Origin of the sequence: Natronohydrobacter thiooxidans (assembly GCF_001884735.1) — a bacterium.
In the GTDB taxonomy this organism is placed as follows: Bacteria; Pseudomonadota; Alphaproteobacteria; order Rhodobacterales; family Rhodobacteraceae; genus Roseinatronobacter; species Roseinatronobacter thiooxidans_A.
The window spans coordinates 1-16,649 of record NZ_MJAP01000002.1; the positions used below are offsets into that span (position 1 = coordinate 1).

12 protein-coding genes are annotated in these 16,649 nt (G+C 59.5%); 3 read left to right on the plus strand and 9 right to left on the minus strand.

Going from position 1 to position 16,649, the window contains the following annotated elements; genetic code table 11:
- From BG457_RS01190 to BG457_RS01205, 4 genes are all read right to left on the minus strand, one after another.
- Positions 1–1,708, minus strand: a 1,708-nt coding sequence (locus BG457_RS01190) for a recombinase family protein (protein ID WP_071795131.1), incomplete at its 3' end; no start/stop codon positions are given.
- A gap of 944 nt (positions 1,709–2,652) precedes the next feature.
- Complete coding sequence (locus tag BG457_RS01195; protein ID WP_071795132.1) at positions 2,653–4,965, minus strand: AAA family ATPase; 2,313 nt, start codon at positions 4,963–4,965, stop codon at positions 2,653–2,655.
- Between the two features lie 133 nt (positions 4,966–5,098).
- Complete coding sequence (locus BG457_RS01200) at positions 5,099–5,581, minus strand: hypothetical protein (RefSeq protein ID WP_071795133.1); 483 nt, start codon at positions 5,579–5,581, stop codon at positions 5,099–5,101.
- A 140-nt stretch (positions 5,582–5,721) separates the two neighbouring features.
- Positions 5,722–6,216, minus strand: a complete 495-nt coding sequence (locus tag BG457_RS01205) for a hypothetical protein (protein ID WP_071795134.1) — start codon at positions 6,214–6,216, stop codon at positions 5,722–5,724.
- A 413-nt stretch (positions 6,217–6,629) separates the two neighbouring features.
- Between BG457_RS01205 and BG457_RS01210 the strand changes: the two genes are divergently transcribed.
- The 3 genes from BG457_RS01210 (at position 6,630) to BG457_RS01220 (ending at position 10,750) form a co-directional block, all read left to right on the plus strand.
- A complete protein-coding gene (locus BG457_RS01210; RefSeq protein ID WP_071795135.1) occupies positions 6,630–7,115 on the plus strand; it encodes an IS66 family transposase in 486 nt (161 codons plus the stop codon).
- Between the two features lie 145 nt (positions 7,116–7,260).
- A complete protein-coding gene (locus BG457_RS01215) occupies positions 7,261–8,319 on the plus strand; it encodes an AAA family ATPase (RefSeq protein WP_071795136.1) in 1,059 nt (352 codons plus the stop codon).
- Entirely contained in the window at positions 8,228–10,750 is a 2,523-nt protein-coding gene (locus BG457_RS01220) for a S8 family peptidase (RefSeq protein WP_084657376.1), read from the plus strand. Before BG457_RS01215 ends, BG457_RS01220 begins: the two co-directional genes overlap by 92 nt.
- 166 nt (positions 10,751–10,916) lie before the next feature.
- Here the strand turns inward: BG457_RS01220 and tnpC are convergent, their stop codons facing one another.
- The 5 genes from tnpC to BG457_RS01240 all read right to left on the minus strand — a co-directional run bounded on the left by tnpC (position 10,917) and on the right by BG457_RS01240 (position 16,585).
- A complete protein-coding gene (gene tnpC, locus BG457_RS01225) occupies positions 10,917–12,473 on the minus strand; it encodes an IS66 family transposase (RefSeq protein ID WP_071795137.1) in 1,557 nt (518 codons plus the stop codon).
- A gap of 54 nt (positions 12,474–12,527) precedes the next feature.
- A complete protein-coding gene (gene tnpB / locus BG457_RS19600) occupies positions 12,528–12,881 on the minus strand; it encodes an IS66 family insertion sequence element accessory protein TnpB (RefSeq protein ID WP_084657378.1) in 354 nt (117 codons plus the stop codon).
- Positions 12,878–13,267, minus strand: coding sequence for an IS66-like element accessory protein TnpA (tnpA, locus tag BG457_RS20625; protein ID WP_084657380.1), 390 nt, complete (start codon positions 13,265–13,267; stop codon positions 12,878–12,880). Before tnpA ends, tnpB begins: the two co-directional genes overlap by 4 nt.
- 181 nt (positions 13,268–13,448) lie before the next feature.
- A complete protein-coding gene (locus BG457_RS01235) occupies positions 13,449–16,220 on the minus strand; it encodes a relaxase/mobilization nuclease domain-containing protein (protein WP_071795138.1) in 2,772 nt (923 codons plus the stop codon).
- On the minus strand, positions 16,217–16,585 hold the full coding sequence (locus BG457_RS01240) for a plasmid mobilization relaxosome protein MobC (RefSeq protein WP_139257489.1): 369 nt from the start codon (positions 16,583–16,585) through the stop codon (positions 16,217–16,219). Before BG457_RS01240 ends, BG457_RS01235 begins: the two co-directional genes overlap by 4 nt.
- Between the last annotated feature and the right edge of the window lie 64 nt (positions 16,586–16,649).

Consider the following 16,649-nt stretch of genomic DNA (forward strand, 5'->3'; position numbering starts at 1 on the left):
CAAATCCTGTCCCCGCAACCATCGTTACTTGCCCAACACGCCCACCTTCACGGTGGGCGTTGGCATTTGTACCTCCTTCCCCACCACATAGCGCGATGATCGCGCCCAATTCCCCATAAAGCTCAATCACATGCCCGTTTGGCGCGTCCGGGTCCGGGATCATCGCGATCCGATCCACCAGTCCGCGCAGCACGTCTGCCGCCTGGGCTCGGGTGCCGTCCTGATCCAGTGCCGCGCTAAGATCGGCAACCTTGCGCGCATAGACATCCGAAAGGCAGGGGTGCAGCGTCACAGGTGATGGGTCTGGCAAAGCTGCAATCCGAGCCTCCAGATCCTTGCGCTCGGCCTCCAGCGCGTCCATGCGCACCTTCATGCTGTCCTGGAACATGCCTTTTGCGATGGCATCAATCATATTGCTGATCTCTTTGTCCAAGGCTTCCAGCCGCCGCCTGTGGTTTTCGCGCGCGGTGGTATCCTGTGCATCGGCTTCGCGCAGCGCGCGTCGATATTCATCGATGAATTCGCGCACCAGATCCGGATGCATCAGCTTGTCGCGGAGGCCTGAAAGGATGCGGGTTTCGAGATCTTTGCGCAAGATCGTCTTGCGATTGTTGCAGGTGCCCTTGTTACGTGCTGCAGAGCAACCGTAGCGCGTTGCGCTGATCATGATGTAATTCGACCCACAGCACCCGCATTTCAACACCCCAGAAAACAAATAAATCGGGCGTTTGCCGCGCTCGGCCCGCGGCGCGCCGGTTTCAGCAGTGGCATCGCGCGCGCTCACGATACTCTCTCGGATCGCGCCTTGGCGACGTTTGACGCGGTCCCACAGGTCATCATTGATGATGCGCAGATGCGGAACTTCCTCGATGTTCCATTGATCGGTCGGGTTTGCTCGGGCCTGACGCTTGCCCGTATCAGGATCCTTTACAAAGCGCTGGCGGTTCCAGATAAGCCGTCCGACATAAAGCTCGTTGTTCAGAATGCCTGTGCCGCGCTTCCAGTTTCCCGAAATTGTAGAGAAAGACCATGTGCCGGTGCCCTTCCCACCCGCGCGCGGGGACGGGACGCCGTCATTGTTCAGCCCCTTCGCAATGGTGCGCGCAGAGCGCCCTTGGTCATATTCTGTAAAGATCCGGCGCACGATTGCGGCTTCCTCCGGGTCGATTGCTCTATCACCAGTGGTGAGCGTGCCATCTGGCAGCAGATGACGGTCCACCCCGTAGCCATAGCTGATCCCACCGGCCGACTTGCCTTCCTTGATGCGCCCCTCAAGACCACGATGGGTCTTCTCGGCCAGATTGCGCAGGAATAGCGCAGACATCGTCCCGCCCAGACCCACATGCATTTCTGAAATTTCTCCCTCGGACTTGGTGACGATACCGATACCGAGATACTGCATCCGTTTATGCAGCCCCGCGATGTGTTCCTGATCGCGTGAGAGGCGGTCCAGTGCTTCCGCAACAAGCACATCAAATTCGCCCGCCATCGCTCTCTGCTGCATCTGCTGAAACCCAGGACGCTGATGGGTTGCGCCTGACAGGGCCTCATCAGAGAAGATGTCGACAATCTTCCAGCCGCGTGCCTCGCAAAGCTTGCGGCAGATGCGGATTTGATCCACGGTTGAGGCTGCAGACTGCATATCAGAGGAATAGCGGGTGTAGATCGCGGCGCGCAGGCCGGACGAATAAAGGGCGTCAGTCATCATGGGGTGGTTCCTTCGAAATTTCTGTCCTTGCTTGCGCGCGTGCCATAATTTGTACTAGGGCGATTAGACCCGGATGAGGCGACACCACTGTGCGGCTTCGCGCGAGTTGGGCAACAGTTTTGTGGTCCTTAAGCCCCGGGGTGTTCGGGCAGGGCGGTTTGTTGTGTTTACGCGGCGCCATATCTGCGCCCCGCATATGTGAATGTCCGGAAGCTTCCACTCCGCTGTCGCCAATCGGCATAACTTCTCTGTTCGCGCATACGCGGTACCTCTCGGCGGGCCTGCCGGAGTGGGCTCTGGCAGGCGGTGTTTCTGACATGGAGCCGGGGGATGTCTGCGTTCTTTGATCCCGGCGGGTTATGTCATCACTTTACCAGAAGTTGCGTGCTGCGTACCGTCTGAATACCTCGCAAACGCATTTTTATGTGGACAAAACAGAAGCAATACAATGGGTTGCGCTTTGCTCTGTCCACATGAATCTGTCGATATCGCGCTGTTCTCCACAACAATCGACCGGGTGCAACTTGACAAATGCGGCTGGTTCCGGGTCGGGGCAGGGGCCGGGCACCTGCGTGGACTGCTGTTGCGGCGTGGCGCTCGCGAGCAAGATGGTGCGGACCGTCTGCGCCGTGTTGGCCCGAAGCGGCGCCTACCAGTCTCCGGCTGCAACGGCATAAGCCGACCGTTGATGGCAAGAGCTGCAGAGCGAAATGGACGAGGAGTTCTAGGTCGCGGGGTTCAGCGTCCTCTGCGCACGCGATGGCCTCCTCTGCTGCGTTTGCGATTCCGGAATTGCGATGCCCGGGAAATGCCCGGGCAGACCCCTTCAAGCGCGGTGAAGTGAACTTCGGGGCGTGTCCCCTCTTTGCGTCCGCTTCGGCTGCACCCAGAAAGGGGGGGATGCGCTCCTCGCGCCTCGTCAGCGCGGGTTGCCATTAATACCATCAACTCACGTTCATGTTGTCCTGATCTGCGACCGTTTTTTTGATGAGAGATGGCTGTGACGGCTCATCTGATGAGGTGGCAACGGAAGGCGCCTCCCGGAGCTGATCAAGGTAGTCCCGGAGGGGCTGGCCTGTCAGAACGCCTTGCGCGGAGAGGGTCTTCGCCATGGCTTCCAGAAGCGTCCTGTTGTCCTTCAGAATCCGGGTGGCCTCCGCCTCGGCCTTCTGGAGATGGGCCTGCACCCGGTCACGCAGGGGGCCGTCGAACCGCAGCCGCTCGACGGCCTGTTCAGGCGAAGCCTGCCAGACCGTGCCACTCGCCCCCAGGCCATAACTCGTCTCAATCGCAGTCGCGATGGTGGTGGCTTGCGCGAGATCAGAGCGTTCATCCCCTCCGGAACCGCCGGACGGTTCTCGAAGTACAAGGCGCTCGGCGGCCCGGCCCGCCAGGAGCAGGATCAGGTCATTCTCGTAATCCGCCTTCGTGCCCGCGCATGAACGCCGCAGCATTGTTGCATCGCCGCCGACCCCGTTGATCGTCAAAAGTTTCGGAATGGCCCGACCGACGAGATGGCCCGAGATAGCGTGACCACATTCGTGGACTGCGATCCGCCAATGCAGCGCGGCATCAACCCGCGGGCGACGGTTGCGAATGGCGGTCATGAGGTCACCCAGCGTCAATGGGGTCTTGCGCCGCCGCGCGATGGCCCTTGCCTCCCGGACTGTCGCGGCGATCTCCGCGCCGCTCATACCCGCGGCGGCCATCGCAGCTTCGGTCAGATCGACCCCGTCCAAGTCATCGCGCAAATGCCAGCGGAACGCCTGCGGTAACAGCTCGAGACTGGGATGTTCAATCGACACCAACCGATCAAATCGACCCGGACGGCGCAGGGCTGCATCGATCTTGTACAGGTGATTTGTCGCAGCGATGACAACCACCCCTTCGAGCTCATTGAACCCATCGAGACATTCAAGCAGCGCCCCGATCACCATGTCAGTCCAGGTGCTGTTCTGATCATGAGGCCGCGCGCGATCGCCGAATGTGTCGAGCTCATCGATGAACAGGACACACGGGGCCATAGCTCGCGCCTTGTTAAAGAACTGGCGCATCACGCGACAAATCTCGGACGCGCGACTTCCGTCTGCCTGCCAGGCTGCCATCGAGCCCGGCAGCACCGGAATATCGACAGAGCGCGCAATAAGGCGTGGAATTTCCGTCTTGCCGCAGCCTGGCGGACCAACGAACAGGAGCCCCCGTTGCACATCAGACCAGCCGATCTTGCCGACGCCCCAATCCTGCATATCCGCGATCAACTGATCGAGGGGCGCGCGCACGTCTGGAGCGAGCGGGAAATCAATGAGCCCGGGACCATCCGCGACCACGCGTTCGCTGCGCGCCCGGAGCTGTGCCAGGGCCATCTCGGGACTGTCGGCCCGTGCGCAGAGAGTGAGCGCTTCCGGGCTCGCGTTCATGATGGCCAGATCATCTTCATCCAGGGTCACAGGCGCTGTATCCGGGAAAAGCTGCGCGAGGATCTCCGGCAGCATCGCGGCATCAATCTCCGGCAGCGCAATCCGGTGCGTGATGAGCGCTGAGAGAGCAGGCGGTAAGGGCTGATGCTTGGGCGCGAGCACGATGATCGTCTGGCTCTCGATCAGACTATTCCGAAATCCAGCATCAAATGCGCCGAGGACCTCGGGTTTTGATTTCGATGCCGAGGCCATGGCATCGTCCAGACAGAAGAGCCGAGGCGTGCTGAGCGAAGCGCAAGGGCCCTCCGATTCAATCAGGACTTCGAGAGCCTTGAACGTGATGTCTTCAAGCTCGGGTGCGCTTGTCGCGAGATGGATGACCGCACCGGGGACGCAAAGCGCGTGGCGCAGCTCAGTCGCGCTCTTGAACTGACGCGCGAGTTGTGCCGCGACGATGGCCGCCGCCGCTTGCGGCAGATACCTGCGCGGGGTGGTGTCTTCTCGTTTGGTACTTGGCGGCAGGAGCGGGCCGAAATCTTCGGTCGCAATCTCATCAAGCATCGAGTCGATATCGTCAGCGTCGTGCCAGCCACTGCGATCCGGCCCACTCATTTTTTTGCGGGGGGCGGGGCTCTTGGGCGTGGAGGGCTTAAGTGGCATGGCACCCGGAATAATCCTGTGCGACCAGCGCTCATGCCCGCCTGCAAGCAGTTTATCCAAAATGTCAGCGGCGAAACTCTTCCAGTCCGCTTCAGTACAAGGGCTGGAGGGAGTGGTATCGGGCCGGAAGGGCCGCGCATCGGTCGTGGATGCATCAAGATCATGCGTCTGGTCCGTCATGATCTGCTGTGTGCGGGGAGAGCCCGACAAAGATGTGTGTTTGGGCATAGGTTGGCCTTTCTGGAAAGCAATAGGGGAGCGTCCAGACCCCAGAGCGGGGTCAGGTGTCATTTGGTTGGAATTGGGAGCTCGGTCAGATCGCGCAGTCTGCGGGGGTGGTTCCTGACAGACCCAGAGCATCAAGCGCTTGCTGGAGCGAAGCCCCGGGCCTGTTGCGCAGCCCGGGAATCTCATGGCCCCGGATCACATGCGATTTCGACCAGCTGGCAGTGAACTTCACGATATCATGGGGCAGGCCCACCAGAGCTAACACGTCGAAATCACCCCGGTCATACTCGCGCGTGCCATTGGGCCCGCGCTGATAGCCGCGCTTAATGTCGAAATGATACCCGCCATCGGTCATGCGATGCCGCCCCTTGACCTGCACTCGCAGACAGTTGGACCCGATCCAGATCATACGGTCGAAGGGGGAATGTTCAGCGAAGCTTGCAACGGGAATGCCCAGTCGCGCGAAAACGCTGTCAACAAGCAGCTCAGAGGCATGGCCCAAGGTTTTGGCGTTCTCGCACAGAACACCAGAACTGACATCAGGATAGTGCAGCAAGCTGGCCGACATATGCGACGCTCTTGACGGGGTTGCGGGCGCCGACAGGCCCGGAAGAAACGGCTGAAGGGGCATGATAGCCTCCGGATATGGGATAGGTGTGGCCGGGACAGAAGGCTGCCCCGTGTAGATGCTGGTCGCCTAAGGAAGCGTCATGCCGGTATCGCTTCGCGCGCCTCGATGTGACCGGTGTCAGGATTCTTGGCAGCGATCTGCGAGCCTTGCACCAAAGCAGTATACTGTTTGAAAAACACCTGCTGCAAACCTCGCACGCGCCGATCCATTGCGCCTGTACCCGTAATCTCAAACAGATCGTGATGCTCCATAACCCGATTATAGAGAATCGTGAGTTCATCCAGACAGTGAAGTGTCATCTGCAGTTCAGCGAGGGTCGCGAGCCTGTTAAGCGGGCCGTCGAGAGGGTGTTCAGCGGGCGTCTCAAGCGTGTCCTGCGCGGCAGCGAGCACAGCGGCGCGCGCACGGGTCAGATCATTGGTGCGATCTTCGTGGGCCTCGGCGCACTCCCTCGGGGCCATTCTGCCCTCAAGGCGGACAAGGTCCGACAGGCGATGCAGCAAGATCGTGAATGCCCGCGAAACGGCGCTTTCGGTCGGAGCGGGAATGGTGGTAAAGGTTGAAATAGTCATTGGGCCTCCTATTCAGGTCCGGTGATTAGAGTGGGGCAGAAAGGTCAGAGTTTCTGCTTCCACTCGAACTTCATTGTGATACTGATATTAGTATAAGCTTGCTAGAACGTGATATCAATATCAAAATGGAGATTTTTTGTGGCACCTCCGAAAAAAGACACGGAAGCGATCATGCTGCGCCTTCCACGCCCCTATGTGGTGGCGATAGACCACGCTCGGGCCGCACTACCTGACGAACCGGGCAGGCCGGAGTTCCTTAGGCGGCTGATCCAAAAATGGATTGACGATGGTTGCCCAGAGGTGACCTGACAGGTTGCAGGCTTTGCGAGAGTCAAAAGGGGAAACCCGGACTGGGTCGGGCCACAGGGAACCAAGGCCACTCGTTATGAATGAGGGACGACTGGGGGCAGGTCATGATCAACGAGATGTATGAGATCGAAGCACGTCTGAAGGGGCAACTGGCTGAAGCCCGCCTTGCAGTACGCCAGGTCAATACTGCACCGAGGATTGCACACTTGCTTCAGACACTTGAGACCTTCTCCGGCCAGATCGCGATGAAGTACACGCTCGGGGACGCCAGCAAATACACGCTGAAGCTGTTCAGCGGCCTCACCGTGTTTCTGACCGATGGCCGCGTCGAGATCGACAGCAATCCGGTCGAAAACACGATCCGGCCCATCGCGATGCTGCGGAAGAACGCGCTGTTCGCAGGATCGCCGGTCGGTGGTCGCAACTGGTCTGTCATGGCCAGCCTGATGGCGACCTGCCGGATGAATGGCGTCGAACCCTATACCTATCTGAACTGGGTGTTCGGGCAGATGGCCAACGGCTTGCCCCGGTCACAGTATGATATGCTGCTACCGTGGAACTGTCCGAAAGGGCGCTTCGGGATCGAATAGTTCCCTTAGAGCCGACAGAAAATCACGAACCTGCCCGGCTCAAGCCGGGCAGGTTAAGCTGCGTGACGTCAAGAGGAGGAAGGGGGATTCACAGACGGAGCCTGTTGTGCTAGACGTTTAAAGAGAACGTAAGGCAGCAAAAAAAATGGCGAGAAGCGATCTTCTGGTGTCTCTGGTTAAGGCCGGCGCTTCGGGCGATCGATCAACTCTGACTTCTACCGTAGAAGCAATTGTCGCCGAAGAGCGAGCAAAGAAGCACAATACTTTGGCAGATAGACTGCACCGTGCTCTTCAATCCGTCCCAGTAACCGCCTCTAGCGAGCTTCGCCGCCCAAACTCTCTTGGGCGAGATTTTGTTATTGAGACTGACCCACGCGTAACATTAGACGAGCTGATTCTGACGCTACCAGCCAGCCAGTTGTCGCAACAACTCGTCGAGGAGCAGCGGCGAGCTGACCTCCTGCGTACACAGGGCATGCAGCCGCGTCATCGCGTTCTTCTGTCAGGGCCACCGGGTAACGGGAAGACCTCGCTCGCGGAAGCTATCGCTGAAGCTGTCGCCGTGCCGCTTTTGACAGTTCGATATGATGCATTGGTCGGCGCTTATTTGGGCGAGACCAATGCCCGACTTTCAAGGCTCTTCGAGTACGCTCGTACGATGCCATGCGTATTGTTTTTCGACGAATTTGATGCAGTCGGCAAAGAGCGTGGCGACGTTCATGAAACCGGTGAAATTAAGCGCGTTGTTTCGTTTTTGCTTATGCAACTCGATCAGCTGCCGAGCTACGTTATAGTCGTTGCCGCCACCAACCATGCTGAGCTTCTAGATCGAGCAGTATGGCGGCGCTTTCAGTTTCGTATCGACATGCCCTCTCCTTCGGCTGAAGCGAGAGGTGTTTTAATTGATCGATTTTTCCAGATTTGGCCAGAGGCACCGGGCATGACAGCCAAGTCGGTCGCTTCCCAGCTGGGCTCCATTAGCTTTGCAGAAGTGTTTGAGTTTTGTCAGAATGTCAGGCGGCGCCACATCCTTTCCCAAGGTGACGAAGCCTTGAAGGCAATTCTCAGCCAAGAACTCAAGCTTTGGAAAACCCGAATAAGGCCGGATGTGAATGGCGACCTCACCGAAACAACCACTGCTGCGCCTCGACGCGCCAACAAGAATTCCAAGACAAACAGGAACACGACCGCCCATACCGCGTAGACTTTCTCCTGATCAGCAGCTCGCGACTCCTGCCGGTCGCAAATTAAGCCGTCTACGAGATCAGCTTGCCGCGAGTGAAACCGCCTTACAAATTCGCGCTGACCCCAACGCTTTAGCACCCGAGCGTCTGCTCGTCTTCGAGCTAACTGGCGGCGTCTATAAGTTCGAAAGGGCAGTGCGTCTCATTGATGGGCTTGAGTTCTTGGGATCCGAAGATCTTGAGGAGGACGCCGAAGATGCCAAACCAACAGTATATTTGATGGTCCCATCCGAAGGGGCTTTGAAGAACATAGAGTCCCTTTGGCGGGGCTGGCAAGAAAACCAAACGGTGCCGCCCGGCTTCAGTACTTGGAAGACAATGCTTGCTCAGCTGCGAGATGTTCGGCCGTGGGGGCCGCAAGACCGGATCGCACCCGGTGATCATGAGGTACTTGAAGCGGAGGTCGCATCTGGCACCGCAACCGTTCGTGTTGAGATTGAGTTGGTTTTTCGGCGCGATGGCGATGTGCCCGAGGCGCGCGTTCGTACAAAGATCACTCAGCTCGGCGGTAGAGTTATTGCACGATCTCGCATTTCGGGGGCTGCATATCATGCCCTTCTCGCAGATATCCCAGCGAACGCGCTACTGGCCGCTCTTGAGCATGACCCAGAAAGTATCGCCGGCAGCGAAGCAGTACTACAAATTCGCCCACAAAGCGTGTTCCAGACGATTGCTCAAGAAGAAATGGCTGTCGCTCCCGAATATATGGAGCCCGAGGAGTGGCGTGGCGATCCGATAGCCGCGATATTTGACGCCGTTCCATTGGCCGCACATCCCCGCCTCAATGGCGCGCTGAATGTTGACGATCCCTTTGATCTTGAACCGCTCGCGGTTGGCTTACGTGAGCATGGCACAGCAATGGCTTCGGCCGTCATTCATGGGGATTTGAATCTTCCTTGGGCACGTTCGCTCGAAAGACCAATCCACTTCGTCAACATGCTGTATGCAGGCGGTGCCGCTGGCGTGCCAGAGAGCTTCCCTGATCTGCTACCCGCCGACATGTTCGAAATAGCCGTTGCCCGGATGCGAGAAGGGCCAGATCCGATCGCTCCTCATGTATTAATCGTAAATGCGTCGCTGGGGGACATAAACAAGCCTTTCTACAACCGAATGTCAGGATGGGCGCGTGTCGTAGATTTCCTGTCGAGCAAATACGGCATCTTGTTTGTCATCAGCGCCGGAAATCATGACAAGCCTCTCGAAACAATGGGCATGAATGCTACAGCATTTGAAGCGCTGGCTTCGGGAGAAAGAGCGCGTGTCGCATTACGCGCGAGCGCATCTCAGCTAGCTATGCGCCGTATTCTTGCGCCGGCAGAGGCAATAAACGCTATCACCGTTGGAGCGCATCATTCAGATCACTTCACTTATTCGCGTAGCCTTCCCGCTGACATATTCGACGTTTGGGCCGAGACAGGTCTTTGCTCGATTTCAAGTGGTTTGGGCCCTGGCTTCAACGGAGCGATCAAACCCGATATCCTTGCGCCGGGCGGCAAACATCATGTACGGCTCGCGCCATCCAATGGCGGGCATCAGCTGCGACCGTTGACAACAAATGCGGCGGCGTTCGGCGGCGTTGCCGTTGCTGCGCCCCCATCAGCAACATCGCTAAGCACCGATATTGCCGCACGCTCGATAGGTACAAGTATCTCCGCCGCGCTCGTAACCGGCGTTGCGGCTCGCGCGCACGAAGCGCTCGAAATCGCCTATCCAGATTTTGGACAACTGCCGAGTGGTCAACGCGCTGCGCTTCTGAAAGCTCTTCTGATCCACGGTTCTAGGTGGACACATGCCCGCGACATGATTGTTGAGATCTTAGGTCCTTCAGATAATAGGCAGCATTATCGGCAAAAGGACAATGTTCGTCGCTATCTCGGCTATGGTGCCTACGATCCCGAGATGATCATCAACTGCGCTGACGACCGTGCTACGCTTTGGGCAGTTGGTGCACTCAATGCGGATAGTGGCCAACGATTTAGGATACCTTGGCCAGCCACCATGTCCGGCAAAGCGCTGCCGCACGGGATTCGCGCCACACTGGCTTGGTTTTCTCCACCTAAGCCAGGTGCCGTCGCTTATCGTGCTGTAAGAATGAAAATATTGGAGCCGAGCCAACTCGGTGCAGCAGGAGTGCGAGCAGCGAAGGTACAGCCAGATCCGAAGCAGGCCCACAAAGGCACCGTTGTTCATCGTCATTGGGATGGAGATCGCGCTGCGGCCATCGCGGGAACATCGTTTTTTGAGATTGATGTGCAGCGTGAAGCGGACGATCTCGATCAGGCTGTCAACTTTGCGCTTGTTGTCACGCTTGAAATGGCGGGCCAAACCACCATATACTCTGATATCTTGAATTGTGTTGCGCTCAAACCGCTTATCCAAGTTCCGACTTAGACGATAGTGGGTACTGGCACAGTTTCTTATACAAAAGCACAAAATTCCCAGCAAGTGCATGCGAGTCGCGTTTCTTCTATGGCGCGCAGCGCCATTATACGCCCTGTATGTCGACGTCGGCAGACATCAGAATAGGGGTAAGCGGTCGCTGGCCCCCACTGCAGGCTTAGCTTGACGGCTTGAAGCTCCACGGCAGCAGTTCATCGATGTCGCTTTGAGGGTGGCCATTGGCAATCGCCGTGAGGGTGGCCTTCAGATAAGCGAAGGGCTCGACGCCGTTGATCTTGCAGGTTTCGATCAGCGAAGCGATGCGGCCCCACGCGATGCCACCTTCGTCATGGCCGGCGAAGAGTGCGTTCTTGCGATTGAGGGCGATGGGGCGGATCAGGTTTTCGACCCTGTTGCTGTCGATCTCGATCCGGCCGTCGGTCAGGAAGGTTCGCAGCCCATCCCAGTGGTTATGGATGTAGGTCAGCTTTTCGCCCAGGCGTGATTTGGTGGAGATCTTGCGGCGTTGCGCCTGGAGCCAGTCGCCAAAGGCAGCGACCAGCGGCGCGGTGCGGGCTTGGCGGGCGGACAGACGCTGGCCGGGCGAGACGCCACGGATATCGGCCTCGACGGCATAAAACTCGGCGATGCGGCGCAGACCCTCGGCGGCGATCTCTGATCCGTCGCGGTCGAAGACTTCCTTCAGCTTGCGCCTTGCATGCGCCCAGCAATGGGCTACCCGAATGGGTGCGCCGCCCTTGCGCGAGGGTTTGGTCAGCCGGTTGTAACCGGTGTAACCGTCTATCTGCAGGAGGCCATCGAAGCCGGTCAGGAAGGTTTCGGCATTCTCGCCCGCACGGCCGGGGGCGTAGAAGTAGACCACGCCGGGCGGGTCCTCGCCGCCCCAGGGCCGGTCATCGCGGGCCAGTGCCCAGAGATATCCGGTCTTTGTCGTCCCACGCCCCGGGTCCAGCACCGGGGCCGTCGTTTCGTCCATGAACAGCTTGCCGGACTGTTTCAGGAGGGTGGCCAGCCGGTCGACCACTGGCTTCAGATGGAACGCAGCCTTGCCCACCCAGTCGGCCAGCACCGCGCGGTGCAGATCAAGCCCCGCCCGTGCCAGGATCTGGCTTTGGCGATATAACGGCAGGTGATCGGCATATTTGCTGACCAGCACATGGGCGAGGGTCGCCTCGGTCGGCAGACCGCCCATGATCAGATGCGGGCGCGCAGGCGCTTGGGTCACCCCATCGGTGCAGGACCGGCAGGCATATTTCGGGCGCACGGTGACAATCACGCGCAACTGGGCAGGCACGATGTCCAGCCGCTCCGAGCGGTCTTCGCCGATCTTGTGCATGACGCCGCAGCCGCAGGGACAGATCAGGCTGTCGGGTTCGATGATCTCTTCGATACGCGGCAGCGCAGCTGGCAGGTTGCCGATCGTGCGCTGCCGCGCAGGCTTGGTCGTCCCGTCGCCCGCTTTGGCGGCCCGCGTTTCCTTGTCTGCCTCGACTTCGGCCAGGGCGATGGACAGGTCCTCAAAGGCCAGCTGCCGCTCATCCTCAGACAGCTTTTCCGACCGTTTGCCATGCAGCGCATGGTTCAGTTCGGCGATCAGATGCTCCTGGCGTTTGGTGATGTCCTTGAGGGCCGCCACCTCTTCCAGCAACGCCTGAACCGCCGCGCGCTGCGCGTCGGGAATGGCGGAAAGGTCAAGGGCGGAGGCGGCGGACATGCCCGATTTTTATCAAAAATCTCGGGCAAAAACATGCAAAATCAAACGGCTGATTCATTCTGCCGCAGCTGGTGGGCGTGTCTCCAGCGCCTTGACGCGGCGCCAGTCCAGCCCGGCAAACAGCGCCTCGAACTGGGCATGGTTGAGCGCCATGATCCCGTCCTTGATGGCGGGCCAGGTGAAGCGCGCATCCTCCAGCCGCTTGTAGGCCATCACCAAACTCGTGCCGTCCCAATAGAGCAGCTTCAGCCGGTCCGCCCGGCGCGAGCGGAACACAAACACCGTGCCCGTGAACGGATCCTTGCGCAGCACCGACGACACCAGCGCAGCCAGGCCATCATGACCCTTGCGGAAGTCGACGGGTTTCGTCGCCACCATGATCCGCACCCGGTTGGACGGAAAAATCATGATCCCGCCGCCAAGGCGCGCACGACCGACGCAATCCGCTCCGCAGAGGCCCCGGCCTCCAGACGGATCACCACCGCGCCTGCGACGATCTCCGGTCGGGCCGCGCCACCGACATCGGCGCGCGGTGCATCCTCCGCAGGGCCGAGCATCAGCGCCGCGAACTCCACCGGATCCTCCGGCGCCGGCAGCACCAGCCGCCCCTTCCGCGCCAGCGTCCGCCAAGATGACACATGGTTCGCAAGCACACCGTGCCGCCGCGCAACCGCGTTCACCGTCACGCCCGGCATCAGCGTCTCCGCAACGATCCGCGCTTTCACCTCATCCGGCCACTTCCGGTTCCGACGGCCACGGCCGCCAGCCGGGAGAAGCTCCAATGTAGTCTCCATGGAGAAAATCCATTCCAACAATCACCATGGTCCAATGAGCCAATTACCGTGACAGCCGGAAGGTGGGGCGCAGAATACGCTTACGAATAGGGGTCACTTGCAACGCTTACCATCGAAGCCAGCAGCGGAAGGACAGGATCGCCGCCGTAGCTACAATCTGGTAGCCCTAGCGGTATTCATGTCACCCAAATTCTGGCGTCCCGGGTTCATCCACAGGCCGTGCCGTGGGCGAAGTTTCAGAAGGTGCTTCCGTTTCAGAACCCGAAGTACACCCGCGCGGCGCCGGTATTGACCGCCCAGATTCGCGCGCGCCGTCAACTGCAGACCCGGGACTGGTCGGCGGTATGGCGGGCCATGGCGTAACCTTCGATGCGTTGAGAACATCGAGCCAGTCCTTGCAGGACTTTTCTGCTCCCTCAACCCGTGACGGCGGTGCAAGACGAGTAGCTCTTGGCAAGAACTCGGTGAGCTGCCTATGAAGGGCAACCCCTGCCGCGTCATTGTCGAAGCCTGACAACACCTGCCGGCCCTCAGCGAGCTTGAAGAGGGCCGCCACCGTCTTCGGCCCAAATCCACCGCCCGTGCTGACGTAGATCGTGTCTTCTCGGGCCTCGAGTTCCGCGCACGCGAGGGCGTCGAGGCCACCTTCAAGGATCACCATGCGTGTGGCCGTGGCCGGATTGCCGAGGACCGACACGGTCTTCAGGCCGCCCTTGGCAAAGCGCGCCGTATTTTTCTCACCGTCCTTCTCCCATCGCTGTTCAAACCCCTGAATATCGCCAGTCTCGGGGTTGCGGTGCGCGAAATAAATGCCGCCAAACGCGCCGCAACGGACATCTTTCCGGAAGCGTTGGAGGGTTGATTTCGAGATGCCCCGGTCTTCGGCATAGGTCCGCTGATCATCGATATAGAGGGCCTCCTCCCACCTGCGCCGGGCCTCCGTGTGGTCTCGCAGACTGTCATCCCGGCCCGGCGTTGCCGTGGGCGCCGGTGTCGGTGTGCCGGCGCCCATCATCTCACGGAACGCTTTGCGCGCATCGCCCAGCGTTGATCCCGAATTGTCTGACAACCAAAGGTCGATAACCGATCCGCTCTCGCCGGTCTTGTTATTCGTCCAGACCCAGACCGCCCCTTTCCGCGTTGCCTTGATCGTCTCAGCGCCGCGCACATAGGTGCGACGATCCCGACCCTGCTGGTCGTTATGTCCGTCCTTGTGTTTGCGGTCATGGGACCAGCCACAGCGAGCCGCGATTTCATCGATGTGGACTGCACGCATCCGGTCCAGTTCGTGATGATCGTTCTCCTTGACCGCCCTTGCGACCCAACGATCTGTGCTGCCGGTTCTGCGATCTGCGTCCGGGGCGGATTGCGGGGTCGAGACGGTCCGGCGATCCGGCAACTCTTCTTTGATCCGCTTCTCTTCTGCGCGCGCCACGGTCCGAAGGGCTGTCCGGACGGGATCGCGCCCAGAGCCGATGGCCTCTATCACGGCTCTGGCCTCGGCAGTCCGGAAGTCAACCTCGGCTAATGCCGAAGCCCGCTCCGCGTCATTCCCCCGGATCGCCTGATCTCGGTCTGCAATTGCCTCGTGAGCCGCTTTTTGACCCGCCCGGGCCTGAGCTTGGATCCGGCGCTGCTGGCGCTCCAGCCGTTGCAGAATCGTATCACACTGCGCCTGAATTTCCTCTGGGGCACCATGCACGGGCAGACCCGCACGGGCTGCCTCGAGAGACGCAAGACGCACGAACTCAGGTGAACCGGTGAACTTCACAGATGACCAACCCTTGGCCTTCGCGATCGCGATCATGGCCGCACGCGTCTCTCTGGTATTGCGTGATGCCGACAGACGGTCGCCATGATCGACCAGCGTTGTATTGTTCCGGAACGTGATCTGAGGGGGCACATCCTGCAGATCCACAAAGCGGATCGCTTCAGAGACGGCGGGATCTAGATGAAGGTCGCAGTAGATACGGCGCAAGAGCGTCAGCTTGAACACCGACGCGGCGGTCGCTTTTTGATCCCCCTCCCAGACCACGCCAGATATGCTTTCAATATCCTTGTGATCCTCTTTGAGATCATTGACATATGCGCTGCCCGGATCTTCATACGCCCCAAGGCATGCCTCCATCTTCCTGATGGAATACTTCGATCCGAACGCCGAGGCTTTTGCGAATTCGTCGCTTCCCAGAATACCGATCCGCGCGCCGGACCCTGCCTTGTAATAGCGCAGTCCAAGTGCCGCGAGCTCGGCGTGAAGGCCCTGCCAGCCCTGTGCACAGCCAACGGTCTCTGCAAACCGGGCCTTCAGGGCGGCGGGGATGCCATGTTCGAATGTCTCGATTCCGCTCGATTTTTCAAACTTGCGCGCACCGGACGCTTTTGGTCTCTTTCCAGCGTCTCGGTCCGACTTCTTTTTGTTCCAAGCCGCCGGGCTGGGCTTCAGCTCGACCGTGCCGTTTGCGGACACATCAAACTCGAACCGACCCCGGTCATGTGACCAGCCTTGTGCTAGCTCAATCTCGCGGCAAGCCTTCTCGATCCGAAGATGATCGTTCGATTTCGACCAGACCTTTCCAGTGACGGGGTGAACCGTGTTGCAGACCAGGTGAATATGCCGCCGCTTCGTGTCGTGATGCGTGCCGATGACGATCTGATGCTCTACCAGCCCAAGGCTGCGGATCATGTGGTCGGCGGCCTCAACCATCTGGTCATCGTTCGGCTGCTCTAGCTCATGCCAGCTGAGAACCAGGTGGTAGTACGGCTTCTGGACACGGCTGTTCAGTTCTGATGTGAGTCGCATAACCTCGGCCGCATCCTGCCATCTGGACGAGGCGATGTTGCGCAGCTCGATCCGGGCGGCCTTGCCGCATACATACGTTACCCCGGGCTTGAAGGCGTCCGCCCCCCCACCAGAGCCCTTCTCCCCTTCCTTCTTGATGGCCTCGCCGATCATGCCAGCTGCACCCGGATCTGCGCAGCGGCGTTCTCAACTGCGGTGCGCGCCTCATGGATCACGCGCAAATCATCGGCAGACAATGCGGTGATGCGCCCAGAATTTACGGCATGGGCGAGCTGGTTGAGGTTCGAGCCCTGTTTTCCCAGCTCGCCAAGGATGCGAAGGAGATCACAGCGCTGGCGGCGATCGAACCCGACATCGCCAGAAATCAAGGCGTCGTGATATTCGCGGTGGTCTTGGAACCCGGCCTTACGCGCCCGTGCGATGAAACCGGCCAGTTCGGCATCATTCACCCGCTTCTGAAGGAGGTTGTGCCGTTTACGGCTATCGGACCTTTTTTTCCCGTCGCCTGCCCGTGCCATGCCTTCCCAAGCCTCAATTCAACCCTCTTTCTATTTTATGCCCCCTCCCTGAAAAGTCCTAACG